This window comes from Nostoc sp. (assembly GCF_036916985.1).
Taxonomy (GTDB): domain Bacteria; phylum Cyanobacteriota; class Cyanobacteriia; order Cyanobacteriales; family Nostocaceae; genus Nostoc.
Window position 1 is genome coordinate 146,488 of the sequence record NZ_JBALFD010000027.1, and the last position, 22,984, is coordinate 169,471.

A 22,984-nucleotide genomic window follows, 5' to 3' on the forward strand; every position below is an offset into this window, starting at 1 on the left:
ATTTCATAAATCTTGTCAGCAAATATTAACTAAATCTTAAGATAGATATTTTGTGACTAAATATACAGTAATTTATGGGTTTTAATTTTTGAATACAAGAACGGCTTTTTTGTATTCGTTCTAAATGACTATAAACAAGGCTCTCTCAAGGCATTAATCATAGGGATCAGTAAATCTCTAAGCAAAATTTAATTAAAAATCAATTTATGTATCTAAAGTAGGAGAGTAAAATCACTTAAGTTTTAGGATAATAGATAAAGATATCAAAAACTTTTCAAACCTGAAATTTTGTTTAAAATAATCAGCCAATATTGCAGCAATTTGTTAAGTTGGGTCGAACCAAAATTTTTCTTGGTTTAACTTGTGGCTTTACTAAATAAAAAATAATTACAACTAGGGGTTTTTTAAAATGCAGACAGTACAAAAGATTTACTGCCCAAATTGTGGTAGCCATGCGGAGCGTTATTATATTTCTGATAGTCAATTAACTCGGACACAATGCCCAAGTTGTGACTACTTGATGATTAGTTGCACTCTCACTGGCAAAGTTATTGAGGCTTATGCCCCAGGAATTCATGCACACCGCTAGTTAATAAAAAAATTAAAAATTGGAGAAAGTTTTCTCTAATTTTTAATAATTAAAGTTATTTATAAAAACAGAATTCAGAATCCAGGAGTCATAATTCAATACAGTTCAGAATGAGCAACAAAACACTTGTAGAAACGGCGATTTATCGCGTCTCGAAAAACCGAAATTGTTGCCAGTAGGCATCAACCCAAGCGTATTGATTGAGTCATAATTTAGTATGAATTGGAGTCCTGGCGGATAGGATTTAGCGGTTTATATACATTAGTGGCGGTTCTGAATTCTTCTTCAACAGAAATTTTGAACAGTTACCATACTGAGTGCTGAGTTTTGAAGTTGAATACTCTGTACTTTTGCACTATGATAAAAGCCCCGCCCACAAGTGGCGAGGTCTTTCATCTCAGCACTCGGAACTCAGCACTCTTCATAGATTGTCTTTCTGTTGTCTGAATTGTTGCTGTTGTCTCTGTTCTTGTAATCTCAATTCTTGCTGTTGTCTAATTTGTTGATCTTGTCTGAGTTGTTGATCTTGTATTCTCAGCTGTTGCTGTCGTGTAAATTCTTGCTGTTGTAGTCTTGTTTCTTGCTGTTGTAATCTAAATTGTTGCTGGCGTATCAGTTCTTGCCGTTGTCGTGTAAATTCTTGCTGTTGTATTTTCTGTTGTTGTTGTAGTTGTGGTTCTTGAAGGTTTAGCTGTAGCCATGTATCCTTGAATTGCTCTTGTGTTTGCTGATTTCGTTCCTCTTGTTGTTGTCTCATTCTTTCTTGAAAGGACTCAGGTTGCTGAGGAATCGGTTGAATTATTTGTCCATAAGCAGGAGAATTCATCGGCAAAGCTTTTGCAAGAACAATTGCTAGTACCCATAGTTTAAGCGTCAATGAGCGATTCAACATACGGTTAGTTGTTATAGGTTTGGTTGAGCGATCGCTTAACCTTAATATAACAATTTCTACCACCGTCTTCTTGCAGCAATTGCGACTAATATGTAGATATACGTAAGGTCAAAGTAATTCAATTTACTGAATGCAACAGATTTAATTCTTACTTGCTCTTAATTGCCCACAAGCAGCATCAGCTTCTAAACCACGAGAATAACGGACACTAACAGCAGTATTTTGCTGCTTGAGGACGTTCACAAATGCTTCAATGCGATCGCGGTTGGGGCGTTTGTAGTCTACTTCTTGAATGGGGTTGTAAGGAATCAAATTTACATGACTTTGGAATCCTCGCAGGCATTTTGAAAGTTCTAATGCATGTTCTGGTAAATCATTAACACCAGCGAGAAGAACGTACTCAAAAGTAACCCGGCGGCCAGTGATTTCTACATATTCCCGACATTCAGCCAGCAAATCTTCTAGAGGATAAGCGCGGGCGCTGGGGATGAGTTTTTCTCGTAGTGCTTGATTGGGGGCGTGGAGACTCACAGCCAGAGTGATTTGCAAATTATTTTCCGCGAACTGACGGATGCGATCGCGAATGCCAACTGTAGAAACTGTAAGCGATCGCTGGCCAATACCGACATCTTGATTCAGAGATTTCAGGGCTGCTAGAACATTCTCAGTATTTAACAACGGTTCACCAAGTCCCATAAACACGACATTGCTAACCCGTTGCTGAAAATCTTCTTGGACAGTCAACACCTGATCGATAATTTCGTGCCGTGCTAGGTTGCGTTTGTAGCCTCCCTTCCCAGTAGCGCAGAAATCACACGCCATCGGGCAACCCACCTGAGTAGAGACGCAAACTGTCAACCGGGCTTTTGGGCCTTCTCCCCTTTCTGCGAAGGTGGGGATACCAACAGTTTCAATAATTTGTCCGTCCGTTAATCGTAAAAGATATTTAACTGTACCATCGGGGGCCTCAGAGCGGTAATGTAAAATTGAGCGCCCAATAGGGATTTCTGCTAATTCTGCACGCCATTGCTTGGGGAAGACAGAAATATCAGCTAGCGATCGCACTCCCTTGTCATAGATCCATTCATGCAGTTGCTTTCCTCTGTAAGTAGGTTGTCCCTGCTGCTGAACCCAAGCAGTTAACTCCGCCAAAGAAGCACCGAGAAGGGGAGAGATTAATTCTGATTTTTCTGGGTTGTGTGAGTCAACCTGAGATACAAGAGGCGTAGCAGACATAAAAAATCACGAGTTGGTGTTGAATCTCTATCCTACACCTGCCAGATCAAGTTAGTCTTGACCAAAGAAAATGGTTAATTAACCAAAGGTTGTGCCATTCCAGCCCCACATTGCCCCCTTAGCATCCGCAAACTCTATATAAATGCGATTTTTCGGCACGCCTAGAGTTTGGTTAATCTGGTGGCAAAAGTCCTGACTCATTGCTGTGGTTTGATCTGGCTTCATTGTACCGATGCTTTTAATTTCTATGTAGCAAACCGGGTCAGTATTCCCTGCAAAAGTCATGGGGATTCCTGGTTCAAAAGCAGTCATTACATAAGATTCTGGTTTTCCCAAATGTTTCGCCAACTTGGCTGATAGGTTTAAAAGCATCGACTCAATTTCAGCTTTTTCAGGAGCAGATGCAGAAGTTTGCACTTTAATTAAAGGCATAGTACCGAATTGGGATTTTGAATTTTATTGACATTGTTAAGTTTATCGAAATGCAGAAGCAGTGTGGAGATGAGGGGGATGCAAGGGAGAAGAATTTTCCCCTCCGCCCCCCGCCCCTCTGACTCTTTTCAATGCCCAACACTTAGTTATGAGATGAGCGAAATAGATGACTATGTTCGGGATGATATAAACGCGATCGCCCTGTTGTTGTCGAGAGTGCTGGGCTGATTATATAAAGTGTAGTGCGAATTAGTTTTTCTTTATGAGTACAATCTGCCATTTGAGTCAGAGGGACAACCCTGATTTTTTCATCAGGCCAGCCAATGCGAAAGCAAATCGCAATGGGGGTTTCGGCTGGGTAATGTTCGAGTAATTTAGCTTGGGCATTTTCGACATGACGCGCACTGAGGTATAGGCAGAGGCTAGCCTGATGTGCTGCAAGAGTCGCTAATTCTTCAGTGGCGGGGACTTCTGTACGTCCACTGATGCGTGTCAAAATGATGGTTTGGACTAAACCCGGTACAGTCAGTTCTATTTTTAGTTTGGCAGCAGCGGCTTGAAAGGCGCTGATACCAGGTATAACTTCAAAAGGAATATCTGCCTCTGCGAGGAGGTGCATTTGCTCGTGGATGGCGCTGTAGAGACTAGGATCGCCAGAATGAAGACGGACTAGAGATTTTTGCTGCGATCGCACTCTATCGATCATAATCGCCAAAATCTCTTCTAAAGTCTGATTCGCAGTTCTAATGATCTCCGCATCTTCTCGACAAAGTTCTAAAATTTGTTCGGGTATTAAAGAATCAGCAAATAAAATCACATCAGCAGCAGCCAGTAGTTTTTGCGCCTTCACCGTTAATAAATCAGGATCTCCAGGCCCCGCTCCCACAATATACACAGATGGTTCTAAACCATATAGTGTTTTTTTATCACTATAGTCTTCTGTATATTCACTTTTAAAAGAACACACGGCAATCCCTCAAAAAATTTTTGTGGCAAATTCTTCAGTATGTTTCCGGATTCATCTTCTTTCCCTAGTAGATAGTAATGGTAGATGCACCCTGGTTAAGCCCTAGAGAATACTCTGGGGCATTTTTTATTTTTGGGCATTGGGCATTAAAAAGAGGCAGAGGGGCAGGGGGCGGAGGGGAAAAAACTCTTCTCCCTTGCTCCCTGCTCCCTTGCATCCCCCTCATCTCCCACTCTCCCCATTACCCTTAAGAGTAGGAACTACATCGGGCAAAGGGCGTTTGAGTAAGTAAAGCCAAGCTAATCCAACTAATCCCAATAAAATTCCTAGACTACTGACTACTTGTGCCATTTTTAATGGCCCCAGCATCAAGCTATCAGTGCGAAAGCCTTCAATCCATAAGCGTCCTAAGCTATAGGCTGGCCAGTAAACTAGAAATAGTGTGCCTACCTTCAGGCGTGGCTTACCGGATAAAGACCGGAAAAACAACGTTATGAGTAGCGTAAACACCATTAAATCCCACAGAGATTCGTAGAGGAAGGTGGGATGAAAATAATCGAAACTAGCATAGTCTAGAGGCCGACGATCTGGTGGAATATAGAGCTTCCAGGGTAAATCAGTCGGATCGCCAAAAGCTTCAGAATTAAAGAAATTGCCCCAACGTCCGATCGCTTGCCCTAAAATCAGCGAAGGTGCTACTAAATCTGCTAGTTGCCAGAAAGAAACCTGCTTGATTTTGGCAAAGATTAACGCAGCCACAACGCCACCAAGAATCGCTCCGTGAATGGCAATACCTCCTTCCCAGATTGCAAAGATTTTTTCTGGAGTTGGGGCATATTTTGGCCATTCAAAGAAAACGTAATATAGTCGTGCGCTAGGAATTGCGCCAATCAGCAACCAAAAAAACAAATCTCCTAGCAACTCAGGATTAACATTACGGCGCTTTGCCAATTCCTGGGAAAGGATAACGCCAATTAATACTGCTGTGGCAATCAACAAGCCATACCAACGGATACTTAGTGGCCCTATTTTCACCAGAATTGGCCCTGGTGAGGTGAATTGAAATGCCAAAGGCAAGGTGGAAAAATCCAGTGCCATGAAAAATTACCTAGAAGAGTTCGTTAACTACCCTCGCACTTTGCTAAGTACGGAGTTTCTTGCATCTCGAATACTGGAACTACCCTTGAATTCTCCACAATATTGTGGGGATGTAGGTAAAAATCCCGTATCCAGATTTAGGAGTCTAGATTTAGGAGTCTAGTTCCTAACGCCTAGTTGAGCATAACTTGTGTCACTAAAACAATTGAATTTAGCATCCTTACTCAGAGCGCAAGATGGTAGATTTGAGTAAGTTACACAAAACGGTTTCGATATAATCACCTAAACAACTTTGATATATTTAAAATTGTGATCGCTATTTATCCTGGTAGCTTCGACCCCATCACCTTGGGACACCTTGACCTCATCCAGCGCGGTAGCCGGCTGTTTGAGCGGGTGATTGTCGCTGTACTGCGGAACCCCAACAAGATGCCACTTTTTAGTGTGGAGCAACGGCTAGATCAGATACGCCATTCTACACAACATTTATCGAATGTAGAAGTAGACAGCTTTGATGGTCTTACCGTCAACTATGCTCAAATGCAACAAGCACAAGTTTTGCTGCGGGGTTTACGGGCTGTGTCAGATTTTGAAGTGGAACTGCAAATGGCTCACACCAATAAAACTCTTTCTACCGAAATAGAAACAGTTTTTCTTGCAACCTCAAATGAATATAGTTTTTTAAGTAGTAGTGTGGTAAAAGAGATTGCAAGGTTTGGTGGCTCTATCGATCATCTCGTTCCCCCACACATTGCCCTGGATATATACCAATGCTACAATCAGAAATCTCCAATGTTGAACCCAATCTCAACGGAAGCAATCCCCCCCCTCAAGAATATCTCGGTGGAGAGGGAAGCATAGATATTCAACAAGAACTCAACCGCCTAGAGGAAATAGTTCTCTCTAGTCTTAGGATTCCGCTGACGGGACGCACGCTCATCGATGAAGAAAAGTTCCTGGATCAGCTTGATTACATCCGGGTGGCTTTACCATCGCTTTTTCAAGAAGCAGCAGCAGTTCTTGAGCAAAAGGACGAAATTTTGCTGGAAGCGGAAGAGTATGGACAGCAGGTTGTTGAGGCTGCACAAGCAAAAAGAGCGCAAATTTTAGCTGAAAGCGATATTATTCACCAAGCAGAACAAGAAGCTGAACAACTGCGGCGACAAGTGCAACAAGAATGTGAGGGAATAATGCAAGAAACCCTCGCTGAGATTGAACGTAAGCGGTATGCTTGTCAGCAAGAGTTAGAGATGATGCGACAAACTGCGATCGCTCAGGCTCAAGAAATTGAAGATGGTGCCGATCAATATGCCGATGGACTTTTGGGAAATATTGAGCAGGATCTCAAAGAGATGTTGCGAATTGTCACCAACGGACGGCAACAACTACAAATTGATAACCTCACCCAGCGTAATTCACCTCCTAGCAAAAAAAGATAGAGGTTTTAACAAGAAATGGGGAAAAATTATCGGTTGGGTTTCGCTACTGCCTAACCCAAAAATCCTCGTGAATGAAGAATTTTTGGGAAGCTGTTCCATATTTAAATTGCATAAGCTGGGCGCTCATATTGCCCACTCCACAGGAGTTATGTTGAATTCAATTATGCAAATTAGATGTTTTTTAGCTTAATAGATTTAAAATTTTGGCTTGTAATTAATGCAGTTTGTAGAGGTGGATGATTTTAGCATTTGCGATCAAACAAATCCCCGACTTATTTGAGAAGTCAGGGATTTGGGGCTTGCAATTCTCACAAATCAAATATGATTGCTATATTTATATTTAAAATTCATCAAAACTACAATTCAACACCTAATTACAAAGTATATGTAAAATCTTCCACCAACATACCGGGAACCAAACTACCTCCCAGTTGGCGACTTTCATAAGTTCCTACTTCGGGAATGAATTCTTGAAAAGTAGTCAAATCGACTAAGTTTTCTCCCCAGAAGCGATAAAGACTTTCATCAAAACGCAAGTTTTCAATGGGTGCGATAATTTCTCCATTTTCTACCCAAAAACAAGCATAACGGGTCATACCTGTGATTCTACCAGTGTGGCGATCGCTCCAATTCAAGTAATGCAAATTAGATACATATAATCCTGTATCTAAACTCGGAAGAATCTGCTCAAATACTAAATTTCCTGGACTCACTTCTGGCGCTCGTAAAGTCTCCGAACCATTAGCGCCATTGGCAATTTTTTGATATTCCTTAGCAGTCCGAGAATTCACTAAAGTATTTACTAAATATCCTTTTTCTATTACAGATAACTCCGGTGCTGCTATTTCTCCCAACTCATTAAAGCGTGGTACTAATCCCCGTTGAAAGTTTTCTTTCAAATTAAATGCAGTGGAAAGCTGTTTTTCTTTACGCCATAGAGCAGCTAAAGAACTGTTTCCTTGCTGAATATCAGCTTCGCTCACAGATCCCCAAGAAAGCATTAATAATAAATCTGCAACAGCAGCAGGTGCAAAGTAAGTTTTGTACTGTCCCCGTGGCAATTCTTTAACTGGACGGGCAAGCAATTCTAGTTGTTTTTTCGCTTCGCTAATTTTGGCGATATAAGCAGATTCATCCCAATCACTCCCGGCAAACGTGCCTTTAACGGCTTGTCCAGAGGTGGAAAATAGAGAATAATCTAAGGTAAAAGAATCAGTCGCAAACCAGTGTTTTTGACCGCTAGAATCACCATAAGCTTTAATTACCACTCCCCCTGCATATATCCCGGTAAAATCTAATTCAGCAACTAGTTCTAGCACAGTTGACACTACTGCCTCAGCCACCAATAAATTCCCAGAATTTATTTCTCGACTGGTATTATTTCCTGATGGCAAAACTAGATATGGATCGATGGGTAGTAGAATAAGTTCGTCGCGTAATTCCTGCAAAGCGGTATATGCTAACTGCCAGTCTACCTCCCAATTTCCAGTAAAGGGAAACTGCCGAACACTATTGCGCTGCTCTTTCATCAAAGTCAGTTCGATCCAACCATCTGCAACACAACCAGTTTGTCGCACTTTCGCATGATTAAAACGAGTAAATTGACTTATTTCACTGCTGAGTCTCACAGTAAATTGTTCATCTTCTGCTTTTTTGATCAGCAAACTTTCAATCAGTCGATTAAAGCTGACTTCTAATGCAGATAATTCCTCAATTTTCATGGATATTAAATATTAATAGGGAATAGGTAGATGGGATGACGCAATTACGAATTACGAATTATCTAAGTTCCTCCACCAAAAACTTCGACGTTAGCAAATACACAGACAGGTGAACCATGTCCTACCCAAATGGCCTGATTTGGTTCTCCTTTACCACAATAAGGAGTACCATACATTTGCCAGTTTGTGGCATCTCCAACTTTAATTAAACTATGCCAAAACTCTGGTGTTGTGGCGCGATAGTTAGGATTACGGAGGGTTTTGGTAAGTTTACCGTTTTCAATTAATTTAGCGTACTCGCAACCAAATTGGAATTTGTAGCGGCGATCGTCAATTGACCAAGAACGGTTAGATTCCATATAAACGCCGTGTTCTATCCCGCCAATAATGTCTTCAAAAGTAGCATTGAGAGGCTCTAAATTCAAGTTACCCATGCGATCGATCGCAGGTCGATTCCATGAGGAAGCACGGGCACAGGCAACTCCTGCTACACCAGCTCTTGCTTGACTCTCCAGACTGCCTAAACCCCGTTGCAGTACACCTTCTTTAACCAAGTACTCCCGCGTTGCGACAGCACCCGTATCATCAAAGCCATAGCTAGCAAATTCACCAGCCACGGTGGGATCAAAAGTAATGTTCATCAGGGGCGAACCATAAGCTAGGTTGCCAAAATCGCTTTTATTAACGAAGCTGCCTCCAGCATAGTTACGCTCATCTCCCAAAATTCGGTCAATTTCTAGGGGATGCCCGACACTTTCATGAATTTGCAGCATCATTTGATCTGGGGCTAAAACTAAATTTGTACGGGTGGTTGGGCATTCTTCTGCTGTCAAAAGTTCTACTGCTTGTTCGCCAATTTGCCGCACCCGATGCCATAAATTTTCTTGTTTTAATAGTTCGAGTCCACCTTGGTAGCAGTTTGCTTGGGAGCCGTTATTGCTGCGCTGCTGTACAATTGCTCCATCTTGGGCAGTGGCTCCGTAATTAGTGCCTATAGATAGTATTTTTTGATAAACTTCTGAGCCATTGCTGCTGACAAACCAAGATTCTCTTTCGGTGGTGCTGGCACTGGCTATGGTTTGCACAATCTTGTCGTCAACTTTGAGCGTTTGGCAAATCCGAATTAGTAAATCGTTGATTTCTCCCGGACTCAGAGCATCTAATGGTTCAAGAAATGGCGATTTATATTCACCAACGACTTTCGGACGCTCACTTTCACGGAAGGGATGTATCCACCATTCACTAGCTGCTAGTGCCTGTTTATAGGCTGTTTGAGCAGCCGCTTGCAGGGAAGATAGTTCCAGAGAGTTAGTAGCTGCATAACCCAGACTGCCATTAACCAAAACTTCCAGCATGGCTCCAGCAGTGAAGGATTTGCCGTTTAGTTGGGGTAAGGCGTCACGGACGAAACGGGTAGTAGAAGTTTCCTTTACGGCTCTAATACCAATCCAATCAGCGGGTATATCGAAACTAGCGATCGCTTTTTTAAGTTCAGACCACATAATTTAAGGAATTGGGGATTGGGGATTGGGGATTGGGGATTGGGGATTGGGGATTGGGGATTGGGAAGAATTCAATTCCTAGTCTCTAGTACCCAGTCCTCAGTCTTCTCTAATTACGATGCCAGCGCGTGCTATCACGGCTATCAATTAGCGTAATACCTTGTGCTTGAAGTTCGTCACGAATGCGATCGCTTTCGGCAAAATTTTTGGCTTGACGTGCTTCTTGCCTTTGCTGAATTTTCGCCTCAATTTCCGCATCGCTTAAACCATTACTCGTGTGAGTTTCGGTTTCTATCTCGGCTTCTAAACCTAAGACTCCAGCTAATGTGACGAGTGTTTGCCATTGCTGGTGTAACTCCTCTGCTGACGTTTCGGTTTTCCCTTCATGCACAAGAATATTTCCCTCACGGCGCAATTCTTTAGCTAATTCAAACAATACTGTTAATCCACCGGGAAAATTAAAGTCGTTATTTACACTTTCTTGGAAGCGTTCAACATAGGGATTGGTTACTGGGTATTGGGTACTGGGTATTGGGATATTCCCAGTACCCAATACCCAGTCCCCAGTCCCTAAATCCCAACCTAGTTTTTTGCCGTATTGGTAGCCGAAGAGTAAACCTTCTTTAATGGTGTGCCAGCCATTGGTTGCTGCGACGATCGCTTCGTCGGTAAAATCTATCGGTGTACGATATTGAGCGGTTAACACGAACAAGCGTACCGCCATCGGGTCAACGCCTCGATCCAGTAATTCTCGAATAGTGGTAAAGTTGCCCAAAGATTTGGACATTTTTTCACCATCTACCTTCACCATACCGTTATGTAACCAGTAACGCGCTAAAGGTTTTCCAGTGACAGCCTCAGATTGGGCAATTTCGTTTTCGTGGTGGGGAAAAATTAAGTCAGCACCACCAGCATGAATATCTATGGTATCACCCAGGCGATCGCGCACCATTGCCGAGCATTCTATATGCCACCCCGGACGACCTGCGCCCCAAGCTGATTCCCAAGCAGGTTCTCCCGGTTTTGCTGCTTTCCACAAAGCAAAATCAAAGGGATCTTTCTTTTTCTGATATTCTGGATCTTCGACGTTGACGCGTTCGCTTTTCCCCGCCTGCATATCTTCTAACTTGCGTCCCGAAAGCTTGCCATACTCAGAAAACTTTCGTACTGCATAATACACATCGCCATCAGCAGGGTAGGCAAAACCTTTATTTTCCAATTCATGAATTAACCGCTGAATGCCATTCATTGTGTGGGTAGCGCGGGGATATTCATCAGCTTCCTTGATTCCCAGCCGCGCCATATCCTCAAAATATGCTTTGATGAAGCGATCGGCTACAGCTTCCATTGATGAATGTTCAACACAAGCTCGATTGAGAATCTTGTCATCAATATCAGTAAAATTTTGGATATATCGGACTTCATAACCGATAAACTGGAGGTATCGGCGCACTACATCCCAAACGATGCAAGCTCTAGCATGACCCAAATGACAGTAGTCGTACACCGTCACGCCGCAGTAATACATCTTAACCTTGCCTGGTTCGACTGTTTCAAACGGTTCTTGACGACGGGTGAGGGTATTGTAAAGAGTTAGGGTCATAACAGAGTAATGCTGAAATAAGGAGATACGTAATAATAGGGTAAGGCAGCTGGGATGACAGTCCAGCATCCCTATGCTAGTGTTTTCTGGACTATTTCCGCTACATTACTATTTTTTGACTATTTGATAACAGCGCTATGCAATCAGCAGTTACACCCGAATCTTCCGCAATGGATACGCCTAAACAAGGGATGCCAGTAACAATTATTACGGGCTTCCTCGGTAGTGGTAAGACGACTTTACTTAATCATATCCTCAACAACCAACAGGGTTTAAAAACCGCTGTTCTCGTGAATGAATTTGGCGAAATTGGCATCGACAACGAGCTAATTGTTTCCACTGGTGAGAACATGGTAGAACTAAATAATGGTTGTATCTGCTGTACTATTAATAATGATTTAGTAGATGCAGTTTACAAAGTTTTAGAACGCCAAGAAAATCTAGATTATCTCGTAGTGGAAACAACTGGATTGGCAGATCCGCTCCCAGTCGCTTTAACATTTCTGGGCACAGAATTACGAGATTTAACCCGTTTGGATTCGATTATTACCGTGGTAGACGCGGCGAATTACAGCCTAGATTTATTTAACTCCGAGGCAGCGTACAGCCAGATTGCTTATGGTGATGTGATTGTGCTGAACAAGGCTGATTTAGTTGATGAAGCCACTTTGAAGGAGTTAGAAAGAAAAATTAACGAAGTTAAGGAAGGAGCGAGAATCATTCGCGCAACGCGATCGCAAGTTCCACTTCCTTTAATTCTGAGTGTTGGTCTGTTTGAGTCTGATAAATATTTTGACACAGTGGTGGATGAACACGACCATCACGATCATGACCATCACGACCACGATCACTCAACATGCGGTCACGATCATCATGACCATGATCACGATCACCACGATCATCACCATCATTCTGACCATTTAGAAAATGATGGTTTTACCTCCATCTCTTTCCAAAGTGACAAGCCTTTTTCTATTAGGAAGTTTCAGTATTTCTTAGATAACCAGCTACCCTCAAATATTTTCCGAGCCAAGGGTATTATGTGGTTTGATGAAAGTCCGAAGCGTCATATTTTCCACCTTTGCGGTAAACGCTTCACTTTGGATGATGATGAATGGCAAGGTAAATTGAAAAATCAGTTAGTGCTGATTGGTCAAAATTTAGATCGTGAGGCTTTAATCAGTCAACTCGAAAACTGTATTTGTCTACCTTCAACCTCTCGCGGTAAAGGCTTTGGCAAATAAAAGTTAGGAGTGAGAAGTTTACCTACTTACTACTCGTTCCCAGGTGGAACCTGGGAATGCATTCTTAATGACTCTGCCATCAATTTTAAGCGTTCTGATTAAAATGCGTGTTGTTATCCAGCGAGTTAAATCATCTCAAGTTACAGTTAATCGTGAAATTATCGGCAAAATTGGGCGGGGGCTAAATTTACTTGTAGGTATTGCCAATACCGACACTGATGCTGAAATCGACTGGATGGTGCGAAAGTGCTTAGAATTGCGGCTATTTACTGACGAGGAAAAAGATTACCGTTGGCAAAAATCTGTACAAGAAATTGGCGGTGATTTGTTGGTAGTTAGTCAGTTTACGCTTTATGGTGACTGCCACAAAGGTCGTCGTCCTTCTTTTGACCGTTCAGCGGCTCCCCAATCAGCAGAAGATTTGTATAATCGTTTTGTTAGCAAATTAAGAGCTAGCAGTTTGCAGGTGGAAACAGGTCAATTTGGTGCAATGATGCAAGTGACAATTGAAAATGATGGCCCCGTAACTTTGTTACTGGAAAAATAACTAGCCTAAGTATATACACTCAAAGAGGAATAACAATAGCTTCTAGACCGTGGTGTTCTAATTGATGAGAGAATATTAAATTAACCATCACCAAAATTTAAATTCATTTATCATGGCGAAAATCCAGTTTTCTAGAGGTCTTGACGAAGAAGTAACTCCAGATGTGCGCTTGACGCGATCGCGCAGTGGCGATAGTGGTACAGCAACATTTATTTTTACGAATCCAAAGATTTTAGATCAAGGTAGCACCGAAGATATTACCGGGATGTACTTGATTGACGAAGAAGGAGAGATAATTACCCGCGAAGTCAAAGCTAAATTTGTCAACGGGAAACCGGAAGAATTAGAAGCACTTTACGTGATGAAATCTGTTCAAGAATGGGATCGCTTTATACGCTTCATGGAGCGATATGCTGAAGAAAACGATCTGGGACTGAGCAAAAATGAGGCATAGGGTATAGGGCATTGGGCATTGGGCATCGGTAATTATTGTCATACCCAATGCGCCATTCCCCATGCCCAATATCCACAATCAAACGTTCAGGACTGACTTATGACGCCACAACCTCACCCAGACTCGCCGATAATTACGGTAACTTGTGCTGTGGTTACTGTTAGCGATACACGCACTTTTGAAACGGACAAAAGTGGCCAGCTAATTCAGCAGTTACTTCTTGGTGCTAACCATACTGTGGGAGGCTACACGATTATCAAAGATGAACCAACACAAATTCAAGGGCAGATAGAAAATCTGGGTAAAAGTGCAAATTTAGATGCTGTAATTTTCAATGGTGGTACAGGTATTGCACCAAGAGATACCACTTATGATGCCATTGAGAAGCTACTGGAGAAGACTTTGCCGGGATTTGGTGAGTTATTTCGTTTTTTAAGTTATCAAGAAATTGGTTCGCGGGCGATCGCTTCTCGCGCTGTTGCTGGTGTTTATCAAGATAAATTAATTTTCTCGCTTCCTGGTTCCAGTAATGCTGTACGCCTGGCGATGGAAAAACTCATTTTACCCGAACTCACTCACTTGGTAAGTCAGGTTGGTAAGGGGATAACATGAGCAGCCGTTTAGAAAGTTACCATGATAACTTTTGTAAAACTGAGGCATGAGGCACTGAAATCATCCTTTCTATCGTTACATCTTGAGGCTACCCAGAATTATAGTGAAGCGAATGAAATTTTAATATCAGATCAGCATGGAGCCTATTTACTGGAATTGCATAATTGCTCACGGCATCACTGCATTTTCATACTTTGGCATCCCCACAGTCATAGGGGTTTTCTTTGCTAAAACTAAGGCAACTATCCCTTCTAAGTTTTGGCTAGCCTTTTTATTATCAGGTGGATTCGTGCTATTTTGCGGATTTCATCATTTACTGGCGATATTTGAGCCGTATATGCCAGTATCGCTGCTACACTTAGGCGTGCTAGATGTAATGGCATTTATTTCTTTGTCTGCCTTACTCTACCTGATACCAACCGCTTATCTAGTTGTAAAGGCGATCGCTAAATCTCAAGAAGATACCCGCGAACTTCAACGCAGCCAGCAGATGCAACAGCTATTTCTAGATCAGGGGCCGTTTGGAGCCTATATCAAAGATGACCAATCTAGAGTGCTTTACTACAACCAGGAAATACAGTCTAGATTTTCAGTAGATCCACAAGAATGGTTGGGGAAAACGGATAGCGAATTCTTGCCAGATCCAGAAGAGGGGCGGCGGGTAATGGAAAACGATCAAGTCGTTTTGAAAACTGTACGCCCTTTGAAGCTGATTGAACAGGTAAAGATACGTGGTAATAATCAGCCGTGCTACTGGCTATCATTTAAGTTTCCGTTTAGCGATTATGCAACAGGCGCTAACCGCATCGGTGGGATCAGTATCGATATTACAGAAACCATAGAAGCACAGCGATCGCTCACTGATCTAAATCGGCAGCTAGCAGAAAAAACACTGGAATTAGAGGCAAAAAAACGAGAAATTATATCTCTCTCAGATATGGCGGATATGCTTTATTCTTGCGAGTCTGAAAATGAGGTATATAAAGTAGTTGCTTTAACTTGTTCCAAGCTATTTCCGAATATCAGTGGTTCTATCTATATCATTTCCAATTCCAAAAATTATGTTCAGATGAATAGTTTTTGGGGAGGTGAAAGAAGCAGTAAAGAAATATTTTCACTATCTGATTGTTGGGCATTGCGGAGAGGAAAATTAAATCTTTTATCGCCTCGTAATTCAGGACTGATGTGCAGTCACTTAATACAGCCAGTTAGCGGGACACATTTGTGTGTTCCATTGTTTGCACAAGGCGAAGTAGTTGGGATCTTACACATCGATGCGCTTGAAGAAATCAGTCCAGAAGATCAACAAATTATTGAGATTATTGCTAGAACTTTAGGTATTGCACTGAATAATTTATCGATAAAACAACGTCTAACCCATGATAACTTGCGGGATGGGATGACCCAACTATTCAATCAAAGTTATATGCAGAGTATAACGGAACAAAGGTTAGCTGAAGCTGAACGTTCGGGACAACCTCTTAGTATTATTTTCCTTGATATCGATAACTTTAAATCTTACAACTCGCGTTATGGGCACTTGACTGCCAACATTGTTCTCCAGGGATTAGCAAAGTTACTGTTAAAATCTATTCGTTCCTTTGACATTGCTTGCAGATGGGGTGGTGAAGAATTTGTGGTTGTGATGCCTAATATAACACTGGAAACGCTTAGGAAGCGGGTAGAACAATTAAGACTAGATGTTGAACAAATGCAATTGAAGGACAGTGATCAGATCCTCGAAGGCATCACTGCTTCTTTTGGAATAGCTGTATCAGAACCAGGGATTACGGTTAATGATTTTCTGAATCGGGCAAATCAAGCGATGCTTGAGGCAAAGCGAACAGGGAAGAATCGGGTTAGGGAGTATGTAAATACCTATAATTAATTTCGGCATTTTTTCCTCCTACCAAAAAAACAACTCCCTGAAGATTTGGGAGTTGTTTTTTAATATTCAAGCAGTTTTTAAAACATTCAGAATGGAGCGAGGTCTGCGGCGGGCTGTACCTACGCTAAACAGATGGTAGCCAAGATAGCAGCGATTATATAAAATACTCCAACTACTTGCAATTCAGACCAGCCAGTAAGTTCTAAATGATGATGTAAAGGTGCCATTTTAAAGAGACGTTTACCTTTGCCATCGGGGCCTTTCGTGGCTTTGTAATAACTTACCTGTGCCATTACCGAAAGGGTTTCTACGAAGAAAATACCACTGAGAATAAACAGACCTACTAAGGTGTTTGTTAATAATGCTACAGCAGCTAAAGCTCCTCCCAGTGCTAGGGAACCAGTATCACCCATGAAAACGCGGGCTGGGTTGCGATTATGGGCTAAGAAACCTAAGCACCCACCACTTAAAGCAGCACAGAAAACCATCAATCCTGGTGCTGTTGGGGCGACTAAAGCACCTAATGCTAAAAGTGCGATCGCAACTGTTCCTGCTGCCAAGCCATCAATACCATCTGTTAAATTAGTCGCATTACTTTCTGCAACTAGCACAAAACCAGCTAAAGGCCAAAATAGAAATCCTAATGGTAGTGTGAAGCCGACCCAAGGCAAAGCAATATTTGTAATATTAGAAGGTTGATTAAACATCAGCCATAGACAAAACACAGCCGCAAAACTCACCTGCAAAGCTAGTTTTGTCCGGGGAGATATACCTTTATTTGATTTCCGGCGCAGAATTTGCCAATCGTCAAGCCAGCCAATCAATCCATAGCTGATTGTCAAAGCCGAAACTGCAACTACCTGTTGAGAAAAGTTAGACAATATACAGGCAAGCAGCACAGATACAGGTATAAAAAATATACCGCCCATTGTGGGAGTGCCTGCCTTTTTGAGATGAGCTTGGGGCCCATCTTCGCGAATTATTTGCCCAGTTTTAAGTGCTTGAAGTAAAGGTATTACCCAATAGCCCACCACAGCTGAACCCACCGCACACAACAGCAGTGGCAGAGTTAGCGACACGCTTTGCCAGGGGAGCCGATTGGCCATCGAATCCAAGAAAAATGCTGTTGTACCTAGCCCTATGGCTAATAAAGAGGCGAGAGCGATTCCAGAAATATTTAATCCTTGCTCAGGAGATAATTTAGCGTCCACAAAAGTTTCCCTTCACTCCACACTTGTAAAATTGAATACTATTAACTAGGGATACTACCAAGTCCCTAGCCTCAAAAGGCTAATCTTCAGCGATTCCTATATCGTCATCATCATCATCGAGGTCGTAGCCAATTCCATCTTCTACACCCATTAGAGAGTCTATTCCTTCTTCGTCAGCTTGAAAATCCGGTTCGTGAACGTCACGCGCAATGATGCGACCATTATTTTGTAACCAGTCCAACAAAGAAGACTCTGGCTTTAGGGGGATGACATCGGCTCGCTGGTTACGGGGTTCTTCACGTAATGGAGAGTTCAACATATCGAGTGAGGACAAGAAAAGGTTGACGTAAGTTGACATTTAGAGTCTATCACTTGGCACGGATTAATTTAGTTATCTTTTCAACCCTTTGGTTAATAAATCCGCATTCAGATAGAAATTTTTTTATTTAATAAGCATAAGGCTTAGTCCAAGCGATTCTTAGTAATTTTTATGGCTCTACATATATGTCATTAATATCTTGTTTATGCTGATGGAAAGTGAGTGATTTTAGAGGTGACAGGCGATGATGGGAAAAGCGGCTCTTATCGATGCGATCGCTGGTACAAATCGCGGTCTACTAGCGACCGAAGCACAGAAACAGGCTATCTTAGCAGCGATCGCTACTTTAGAAGACTTTAATCCTACACCCCGTCCGGTGGAAGCTAGTAATTTGCTAGATGGCAATTGGCGATTACTATACACCACTAGCAAAGCTCTTTTAAACTTAGATCATCTACCTTTATGTAAACTGGGTCAAATCTATCAGTGTATCCGGGTAGAGACTACCAGTGTTTACAACATAGCTGAGATTTATGGCTTACCTTATTTAGAAGGATTAGTCAGCGTTGCTGCTAAATTTGAGCCTGTTTCAGGTCGGCGTGTCCAAGTGAAATTTGAGCGTTCTATTATCGGCTTACAACGTTTAATAGAATACAATTCTCCGGTAACTTTTATCCAACAAATTGAAGAAGGTAGAAAATTTCCCGGAATTGATGTTGCTATAAAAAGTGACAAACAGCAAGGCTGGTTAGATATCACTTATATAGATAACGACCTACGGATCAGCAGAGGTAACGAGGGAAGTGTGTTTGTCTTAACTAAAACATAAGCTTTTACAAAATAGCTCTTTGCGAATGAAAGTACACTATAACGTCTACCTTGTCAAGTAGGGTATGATACCTTTTGCAATTTTAGATGTGCTATGTGATCGGGGAGATGAGGGGAGAGAAGGAAGAAAGAATAACTAATATTCAATCCCCAATCCCCAATCCCCAGCCCCCAATTCAGACAAATAACTTAACAAATACTCCTGCTGCGACCTTGAGGATGTAGAGTGAAATCAATTAGCCCTCTAGATTGGCGATTGATAACTAAAAGGGAAAATAATCATGGTTCAACGTGGTTCTAAAGTACGTATTCTCCGCCCTGAATCCTACTGGTTTCAGGATTTAGGAACTGTGGCTTCCATTGACCAAAGCGGCATCAAATACCCTGTAATTGTCCGCTTTGAAAAGGTCAATTACTCTGGTATCAATACCAACAACTTTGCTCAGGATGAATTAGTCGAGGTTGAAGCACCAAAGGCTAAACCACCTAAAAAATAGCAGCAACGCTATAAAGGGGTTGTTTGATGCGATGATGAAGGGTAGTCTTAAGTCTGAAGTATGAAATCTGAAATTTTCAGTTCATTCATTCTTCATCCTAGCCTACCCTAATCTGTGAGAGCCGCCCTGCGGGTATTTACGGTTTCTCTTGGGTAGTAATACGAGCTATATACGGCTATGTAAGTTACTACCCCATCTCTTCTTCCTCGATCGCTCAAATAAATCACAATTGCCTGCTTAACTCAGCTTGAATGCCTGAACTGCCTGAAGTTGAAACAGTCCGAAGGGGTCTAAATCAATTGACCCTCAACCAAGAAATCACGGGTGGAGATGTGTTGCTCGATCGCACCATCGCCTACCCGTTTTCTGTTGGTGAGTTTATTAATGGAATTGAAAAAAATGCCATCGCTACTTGGCATCGTCGCGGTAAATATCTCCTCGCCGAACTCTCCTCATCTTCCGGCTGGCTAGGGGTTCATCTGCGAATGACCGGTCAACTACTGTGGTTACATCGAGATGAACCATTACACAAGCACACGCGGGTTAGATTATTCTTTGGGGATCAGCAGGAATTACGTTTTGTCGATCAGCGTACCTTCGGTAAAATATGGTGGGTTCCGCCTGGTGTTGCTGTAGAAAGTATTATCACTGGTTTGGCAAAATTGGCAGTAGACCCATTTTCACCAGAATTTACTGTTGAATATCTCGCAAGCAAACTCCAAAACCGCCGCCGTCCGATTAAGACTGCGCTACTGGATCAATCGGTGGTGGCAGGATTAGGTAACATCTATGCTGATGAGGCATTATTTAAGAGTGGGATTTTACCTGAAACCTTGTGTATAGATTTGCAGCTAAAGCAAATTAAGCCTTTGCGAACCGCCATCATTCAAGTGTTAGAAACCAGTATTGAGGCTGGGGGTACGACATTTAGTAATTTCTTAAATGTTAAAGGCACTAACGGCAATTATGGTGGTGTAGCCTGGGTTTATAACCGCGCTGGTGAACCCTGTCGAGTTTGTGGTACAGCAATTCAACGGATCAGGTTAGCTGGGCGATCTAGTCATTTTTGCTCCCAGTGTCAAACGCTGGGGGGAGTTAGGAGACGCGATTAATCCCGTCTTTGCAAGAGTTAGGAGTTCTAACTCAGAACTCTTTTAAAATGCAGGTGAAAGACGTTACAAATTTCAGAGAGGAATTCATGGCAGTAAAAAAAGGGGATATGGTTCGCGCTGTGCGCGAAAAATTAGAAAACAGTCTGGAGGCTAAAGCCAGTGATCCTCGCTTTCCTTCTTATTTGTTTGAAACCAAGGGCGAAATTGTAGATATCAAAGGTGATTACGCCCTGATTAAGTTTGGGAAAGTGCCAACACCTAATATTTGGTTACGTGTGGATCAACTCGAAGAGTTTAAATAAGGGACTTCCACATAAAAAATCCTCAATTACTTCTTGTGGGGTGGGTGTCTCGCCATTGGTATCAACTTAACGTGAAACCCTTGTCAAGACGTGATATTCAATTCTCTTGCTTAGTATTACTCACTACGTTACCCCACCCTAACCCTCCCCTTGTAAAGGGGAGGGAACCTGATTTCTTTTTCCCCCCTTTACAAGGGGGGATTAAGGGGGGTAAAACGTCTGTGGGATAAGCATTTGAGCTTAAGTTGACACTAATGGGTTCTTGGAATTTAGTAAGTAATCAAGCGGACATGATATAACTCATTATTTTTAGAAATAGCAGCAAAAATAAAAGGCAGTAGGTTCAAATCCCACTGCCTTCCTTATTATTCCAAAATTCATTACCCTATGAAAACCAATATCACCAGATTGGTTTGGCGTTAGCGGCGAGAATCCTGATCTGCGGGATCGCCGTAGGGGTCTTCGCTGGCTGGACGGACATCACCAAACTCCCCTGTGTCTGCGGGGTCGCCGTAAGGGTCTTCGCTAGCGGGGCGAACGTTGCCGTAAGACGCGATATCTGCGGGGTCGCCGTAGGGGTCTTGACTGGCTGGGGTAACGTTGCCGTAAGATGCGGGATCTGCGGGATCGCCATAAGGATCTTCGCTGGCTGGACGTACATTGCGATCGCCTCCGGCGGGGCGTTGCCCATCGCGCAATTTGGCATCTTCTTCAGCTTGATCGCTGTTCGACCCCAAAAGTAAGTCTTTCGCCTTTTGGAAAAATTCATTTACCATAATCTGTCTCCTGATTTAAGTTCGTGTTTCCGACGGGCGCGATCGGCGTTATCCTCTGGGAAACCCGCTTTCTTATTTACACACGCCTCGCCGATCTAGAGTGCTGGTGCTGCGGATGAAGTTATACCAGTGAGATCGCGACCCGTGGCACTCCGGTTATAGCCTTGGAATTCCCGATACTTTTGTGCTTCTGATTCTGGTACGCGAATTCCTTCTGATGGTGGCGTTACCCAGTGAGCGCGATGTTCAGCGTCACGGTAGTATACACGACCATTCTTGGAAAGATAGTATTTACCTTGCGCTCCTTCTTGGGAAGCATTTTTATGCTGGTTGTAGAGGTAATAAAGTCCAGCTGCTCCTGCCAAAATAGCAACTTTTTGCCCTGTAGACAAGCCCTTCTTCGCTTCGGGTTGGTTGGTGCGATCGCTTACTGTTCTACTGACGGTATCATCCACTGGTGGTGGAACTGAAGCGTTTCTGGAACCGCCTCCACAGCTACTCAGCAAGGGCACCATTAGCAATGCTGAAAGCATCACTGCAAATAGACGCGAAACTATTTTACGTTCTTTATATATTGTGTTCATTGGTTTTCGTTCTCACCTGTATTTGCTAAAAGCCCTGCTGTTGCAAAAACAAAGTTGGAATTCCTGTTGTTTCGCGGGGAATTGAAAAAACACATACCACTTAATTTACAACTGCACAGCTAGAGCGTTTCTCTATCATGATCGTGGATTTTCTCAAGTATTCCATCCTGCCTTTGAGAGAAACTGCATTCATCCCAAGGAAATATATTAGTCATTGGTCATTGATAAAGAGTTTTTTGGTAAAGACCTTGCTCTTACGAGTGGGAAAAAATTTTATGATTTCGGACTAATTCAAACCATACTCGATTAGTGGGCGTGGTATCTCACGGATTAATTAGGGGTTGCAGTTTGATTTTTGATGAGTCTATTTAGCTGAAACGCCGAAATATTCAGCAATTTCTCGGTTATTTTTTCTGTGTAAATAATTTAGAAAGATACAGTTACTATGATACTTTTTGTCAAAAAGTACACTCAATATGACATCAAAAAATACTAGCACTCGTCTTCTTTTAGCTTTGTGGGATTTGGGAGGAACGCAGCAGGAAGTTAAGAAAGGTCAGCTTACAAAGCGAATTGTATTGAAAAGCCAGAAGGTAGCAGATTATCAGGGCATATTCGAGGAATTACAGAAAGAGGGTGCGATCGCAATCTCCAAAAAGGGATATTCTCTGACATCTGGCAAGGGTTTAGAGGTATTGGGTGAGGGTTTGAGAAGTAGCGATTTTAAGTTTGAAGGGACGATTGTCGGTACTTGGGCGGCGAATGCGTTGGTGAAGTGGATTAGTCAGATTGATGTTGCGGTGACTGGTGCAGATGTACTGGTTAATGGGAAAGGTGCGATCGCTTCTTACGACGAGTTTAAATCTGTGGCGTTGGAAGTCTACGACAAGCTGAACTATGAGTACAACTTTAATAATCTAGTGCCAATTTATCGCATTAGAAGAGGAATTGGCGATCGCGTGAGTCGTACAGAGTTTAATGATTGGCTGCTGGAAACGCAAGCTAACGATATTTTGCAACTACAGGGCGGGAGTGTAGAAGACAGCGCACCCGACAAAATTGAAGATTCGGTAGCTACAGAATTAGATGGATTACGCTGCTACGCCACACGCCTGAAACCTTAAACCTTAT

The 22,984-nt window shown here is 42.4% G+C and carries 25 protein-coding genes; 13 read left to right on the top strand and 12 right to left on the bottom strand.

Annotation, left to right across the window (positions count from 1 at the left end; genetic code table 11):
* Nucleotides 1-409: 409 nt before the first annotated feature.
* Nucleotides 410-589: a replication restart DNA helicase PriA gene (locus V7L07_RS10820; protein WP_334977755.1), complete on the top strand. Its 180-nt coding sequence runs from the start codon at nt 410-412 to the stop codon at nt 587-589.
* Nucleotides 590-1,010: 421 nt separating this feature from the next.
* On the opposite strand, the gene V7L07_RS10825 is transcribed toward V7L07_RS10820, so the two are convergent.
* The 5 genes from V7L07_RS10825 to lgt form a co-directional block, all read right to left on the bottom strand.
* The gene (locus V7L07_RS10825; RefSeq protein WP_335057603.1) at nt 1,011-1,544 is read right to left on the bottom strand and encodes a hypothetical protein; all 534 of its coding nucleotides are present in this window, start codon (nt 1,542-1,544) and stop codon (nt 1,011-1,013) included.
* Nucleotides 1,545-1,622: 78 nt separating this feature from the next.
* A complete protein-coding gene (gene rlmN / locus V7L07_RS10830) occupies nt 1,623-2,717 on the bottom strand; it encodes a 23S rRNA (adenine(2503)-C(2))-methyltransferase RlmN (RefSeq protein WP_335057605.1) in 1,095 nt (364 codons plus the stop codon).
* Between the two features lie 78 nt (nt 2,718-2,795).
* Entirely contained in the window at nt 2,796-3,149 is a 354-nt protein-coding gene (locus tag V7L07_RS10835) for a phenylpyruvate tautomerase MIF-related protein (protein WP_335057607.1), read from the bottom strand.
* Between the two features lie 142 nt (nt 3,150-3,291).
* Nucleotides 3,292-4,116, bottom strand: coding sequence for a precorrin-4 C(11)-methyltransferase (gene cobM / locus V7L07_RS10840; protein WP_335057609.1), 825 nt, complete (start codon nt 4,114-4,116; stop codon nt 3,292-3,294).
* 222 nt (nt 4,117-4,338) lie between these two features.
* Nucleotides 4,339-5,214, bottom strand: coding sequence for a prolipoprotein diacylglyceryl transferase (gene lgt / locus V7L07_RS10845; RefSeq protein WP_335057611.1), 876 nt, complete (start codon nt 5,212-5,214; stop codon nt 4,339-4,341).
* A 309-nt stretch (nt 5,215-5,523) separates the two neighbouring features.
* Here lgt and coaD point away from each other — a divergent pair, with 309 nt between their 5' ends.
* Entirely contained in the window at nt 5,524-6,075 is a 552-nt protein-coding gene (gene coaD / locus V7L07_RS10850) for a pantetheine-phosphate adenylyltransferase (RefSeq protein ID WP_334699322.1), read from the top strand.
* Nucleotides 5,985-6,653 carry a DivIVA domain-containing protein gene (locus V7L07_RS10855; protein WP_335057613.1) on the top strand — a complete coding sequence of 223 codons (669 nt, stop codon included), beginning with the start codon at nt 5,985-5,987 and terminating at the stop codon, nt 6,651-6,653. The genes coaD and V7L07_RS10855 overlap by 91 nt, the downstream gene beginning before the upstream one ends.
* Before the next feature lie 374 nt (nt 6,654-7,027).
* Here V7L07_RS10855 and V7L07_RS10860 read toward each other — a convergent pair whose 3' ends face one another.
* The 3 genes from V7L07_RS10860 to cysS form a co-directional block, all read right to left on the bottom strand.
* Nucleotides 7,028-8,374: a TldD/PmbA family protein gene (locus V7L07_RS10860; RefSeq protein ID WP_335057615.1), complete on the bottom strand. Its 1,347-nt coding sequence runs from the start codon at nt 8,372-8,374 to the stop codon at nt 7,028-7,030.
* 62 nt (nt 8,375-8,436) lie between these two features.
* The gene (locus tag V7L07_RS10865) at nt 8,437-9,876 is read right to left on the bottom strand and encodes a TldD/PmbA family protein (RefSeq protein ID WP_335057618.1); all 1,440 of its coding nucleotides are present in this window, start codon (nt 9,874-9,876) and stop codon (nt 8,437-8,439) included.
* Nucleotides 9,877-9,985: 109 nt separating this feature from the next.
* Nucleotides 9,986-11,479 (bottom strand): cysteine--tRNA ligase, encoded by a 1,494-nt coding sequence (gene cysS, locus V7L07_RS10870; protein WP_335057621.1) that lies wholly within the window; start codon nt 11,477-11,479, stop codon nt 9,986-9,988.
* A gap of 137 nt (nt 11,480-11,616) precedes the next feature.
* Here cysS and V7L07_RS10875 point away from each other — a divergent pair, with 137 nt between their 5' ends.
* From V7L07_RS10875 to V7L07_RS10895, 5 genes are all read left to right on the top strand, one after another.
* A complete protein-coding gene (locus V7L07_RS10875; RefSeq protein WP_334699317.1) occupies nt 11,617-12,723 on the top strand; it encodes a CobW family GTP-binding protein in 1,107 nt (368 codons plus the stop codon).
* Between the two features lie 103 nt (nt 12,724-12,826).
* Nucleotides 12,827-13,270: a D-aminoacyl-tRNA deacylase gene (gene dtd / locus V7L07_RS10880; protein ID WP_335057624.1), complete on the top strand. Its 444-nt coding sequence runs from the start codon at nt 12,827-12,829 to the stop codon at nt 13,268-13,270.
* A gap of 112 nt (nt 13,271-13,382) precedes the next feature.
* Entirely contained in the window at nt 13,383-13,724 is a 342-nt protein-coding gene (gene psb28 / locus V7L07_RS10885) for a photosystem II reaction center protein Psb28 (RefSeq protein ID WP_292853702.1), read from the top strand.
* Nucleotides 13,725-13,823: 99 nt separating this feature from the next.
* Nucleotides 13,824-14,336 (top strand): MogA/MoaB family molybdenum cofactor biosynthesis protein, encoded by a 513-nt coding sequence (locus V7L07_RS10890; RefSeq protein ID WP_335057626.1) that lies wholly within the window; start codon nt 13,824-13,826, stop codon nt 14,334-14,336.
* Nucleotides 14,337-14,472: 136 nt separating this feature from the next.
* On the top strand, nt 14,473-16,224 hold the full coding sequence (locus V7L07_RS10895; protein ID WP_335057628.1) for a diguanylate cyclase: 1,752 nt from the start codon (nt 14,473-14,475) through the stop codon (nt 16,222-16,224).
* A 119-nt stretch (nt 16,225-16,343) separates the two neighbouring features.
* Here V7L07_RS10895 and mraY read toward each other — a convergent pair whose 3' ends face one another.
* Nucleotides 16,344-17,435, bottom strand: coding sequence for a phospho-N-acetylmuramoyl-pentapeptide-transferase (mraY, locus tag V7L07_RS10900; protein WP_335057629.1), 1,092 nt, complete (start codon nt 17,433-17,435; stop codon nt 16,344-16,346).
* Nucleotides 17,436-17,514: 79 nt separating this feature from the next.
* Nucleotides 17,515-17,754 carry a DUF3134 domain-containing protein gene (locus V7L07_RS10905; RefSeq protein WP_334776108.1) on the bottom strand — a complete coding sequence of 80 codons (240 nt, stop codon included), beginning with the start codon at nt 17,752-17,754 and terminating at the stop codon, nt 17,515-17,517.
* A 244-nt stretch (nt 17,755-17,998) separates the two neighbouring features.
* On the opposite strand from V7L07_RS10905, the gene V7L07_RS10910 reads away from it, so the two are divergent.
* From V7L07_RS10910 to V7L07_RS10925, 4 genes are all read left to right on the top strand, one after another.
* Complete coding sequence (locus V7L07_RS10910) at nt 17,999-18,583, top strand: PAP/fibrillin family protein (RefSeq protein ID WP_335057630.1); 585 nt, start codon at nt 17,999-18,001, stop codon at nt 18,581-18,583.
* A 280-nt stretch (nt 18,584-18,863) separates the two neighbouring features.
* Nucleotides 18,864-19,079 carry a photosystem I reaction center subunit IV gene (locus V7L07_RS10915; RefSeq protein ID WP_069073932.1) on the top strand — a complete coding sequence of 72 codons (216 nt, stop codon included), beginning with the start codon at nt 18,864-18,866 and terminating at the stop codon, nt 19,077-19,079.
* A gap of 251 nt (nt 19,080-19,330) precedes the next feature.
* Nucleotides 19,331-20,191 (top strand): DNA-formamidopyrimidine glycosylase, encoded by an 861-nt coding sequence (locus tag V7L07_RS10920; protein ID WP_335057632.1) that lies wholly within the window; start codon nt 19,331-19,333, stop codon nt 20,189-20,191.
* 86 nt (nt 20,192-20,277) lie between these two features.
* Entirely contained in the window at nt 20,278-20,493 is a 216-nt protein-coding gene (locus V7L07_RS10925; protein WP_292776191.1) for an NAD(P)H-quinone oxidoreductase subunit O, read from the top strand.
* Between the two features lie 419 nt (nt 20,494-20,912).
* Here V7L07_RS10925 and V7L07_RS10930 read toward each other — a convergent pair whose 3' ends face one another.
* On the bottom strand, nt 20,913-21,269 hold the full coding sequence (locus V7L07_RS10930; RefSeq protein ID WP_335057634.1) for a translation initiation factor: 357 nt from the start codon (nt 21,267-21,269) through the stop codon (nt 20,913-20,915).
* Between the two features lie 95 nt (nt 21,270-21,364).
* A complete protein-coding gene (locus tag V7L07_RS10935) occupies nt 21,365-21,853 on the bottom strand; it encodes a hypothetical protein (protein WP_335057636.1) in 489 nt (162 codons plus the stop codon).
* Nucleotides 21,854-22,329: 476 nt separating this feature from the next.
* Here V7L07_RS10935 and V7L07_RS10940 point away from each other — a divergent pair, with 476 nt between their 5' ends.
* Nucleotides 22,330-22,977: a hypothetical protein gene (locus V7L07_RS10940; protein WP_335057639.1), complete on the top strand. Its 648-nt coding sequence runs from the start codon at nt 22,330-22,332 to the stop codon at nt 22,975-22,977.
* Nucleotides 22,978-22,984 lie beyond the last annotated feature (7 nt).

What these genes read in the sequence shown, in the direction of transcription:
- V7L07_RS10930 (WP_335057634.1), bottom strand. Translation starts at nt 21,269, where the DNA reads ATGGTAAATGAATTTTTCCAAAAGGCGAAAGACTTACTTTTGGGGTCG.
- V7L07_RS10895 (WP_335057628.1), top strand. Translation starts at nt 14,473, where the DNA reads ATGGAGCCTATTTACTGGAATTGCATAATTGCTCACGGCATCACTGCA.
- V7L07_RS10855 (WP_335057613.1), top strand. Translation starts at nt 5,985, where the DNA reads ATGCTACAATCAGAAATCTCCAATGTTGAACCCAATCTCAACGGAAGC.
- V7L07_RS10910 (WP_335057630.1), top strand. Translation starts at nt 17,999, where the DNA reads ATGATGGGAAAAGCGGCTCTTATCGATGCGATCGCTGGTACAAATCGC.
- V7L07_RS10940 (WP_335057639.1), top strand. Translation starts at nt 22,330, where the DNA reads ATGACATCAAAAAATACTAGCACTCGTCTTCTTTTAGCTTTGTGGGAT.
- lgt (WP_335057611.1), bottom strand. Translation starts at nt 5,214, where the DNA reads ATGGCACTGGATTTTTCCACCTTGCCTTTGGCATTTCAATTCACCTCA.
- V7L07_RS10915 (WP_069073932.1), top strand. Translation starts at nt 18,864, where the DNA reads ATGGTTCAACGTGGTTCTAAAGTACGTATTCTCCGCCCTGAATCCTAC.
- V7L07_RS10860 (WP_335057615.1), bottom strand. Translation starts at nt 8,374, where the DNA reads ATGAAAATTGAGGAATTATCTGCATTAGAAGTCAGCTTTAATCGACTG.
- V7L07_RS10905 (WP_334776108.1), bottom strand. Translation starts at nt 17,754, where the DNA reads ATGTTGAACTCTCCATTACGTGAAGAACCCCGTAACCAGCGAGCCGAT.
- V7L07_RS10925 (WP_292776191.1), top strand. Translation starts at nt 20,278, where the DNA reads ATGGCAGTAAAAAAAGGGGATATGGTTCGCGCTGTGCGCGAAAAATTA.
- V7L07_RS10935 (WP_335057636.1), bottom strand. Translation starts at nt 21,853, where the DNA reads ATGAACACAATATATAAAGAACGTAAAATAGTTTCGCGTCTATTTGCA.
- V7L07_RS10920 (WP_335057632.1), top strand. Translation starts at nt 19,331, where the DNA reads ATGCCTGAACTGCCTGAAGTTGAAACAGTCCGAAGGGGTCTAAATCAA.
- dtd (WP_335057624.1), top strand. Translation starts at nt 12,827, where the DNA reads ATGCGTGTTGTTATCCAGCGAGTTAAATCATCTCAAGTTACAGTTAAT.
- V7L07_RS10820 (WP_334977755.1), top strand. Translation starts at nt 410, where the DNA reads ATGCAGACAGTACAAAAGATTTACTGCCCAAATTGTGGTAGCCATGCG.
- cysS (WP_335057621.1), bottom strand. Translation starts at nt 11,479, where the DNA reads ATGACCCTAACTCTTTACAATACCCTCACCCGTCGTCAAGAACCGTTT.
- V7L07_RS10875 (WP_334699317.1), top strand. Translation starts at nt 11,617, where the DNA reads ATGCAATCAGCAGTTACACCCGAATCTTCCGCAATGGATACGCCTAAA.
- V7L07_RS10835 (WP_335057607.1), bottom strand. Translation starts at nt 3,149, where the DNA reads ATGCCTTTAATTAAAGTGCAAACTTCTGCATCTGCTCCTGAAAAAGCT.
- V7L07_RS10865 (WP_335057618.1), bottom strand. Translation starts at nt 9,876, where the DNA reads ATGTGGTCTGAACTTAAAAAAGCGATCGCTAGTTTCGATATACCCGCT.
- rlmN (WP_335057605.1), bottom strand. Translation starts at nt 2,717, where the DNA reads ATGTCTGCTACGCCTCTTGTATCTCAGGTTGACTCACACAACCCAGAA.
- psb28 (WP_292853702.1), top strand. Translation starts at nt 13,383, where the DNA reads ATGGCGAAAATCCAGTTTTCTAGAGGTCTTGACGAAGAAGTAACTCCA.
- V7L07_RS10890 (WP_335057626.1), top strand. Translation starts at nt 13,824, where the DNA reads ATGACGCCACAACCTCACCCAGACTCGCCGATAATTACGGTAACTTGT.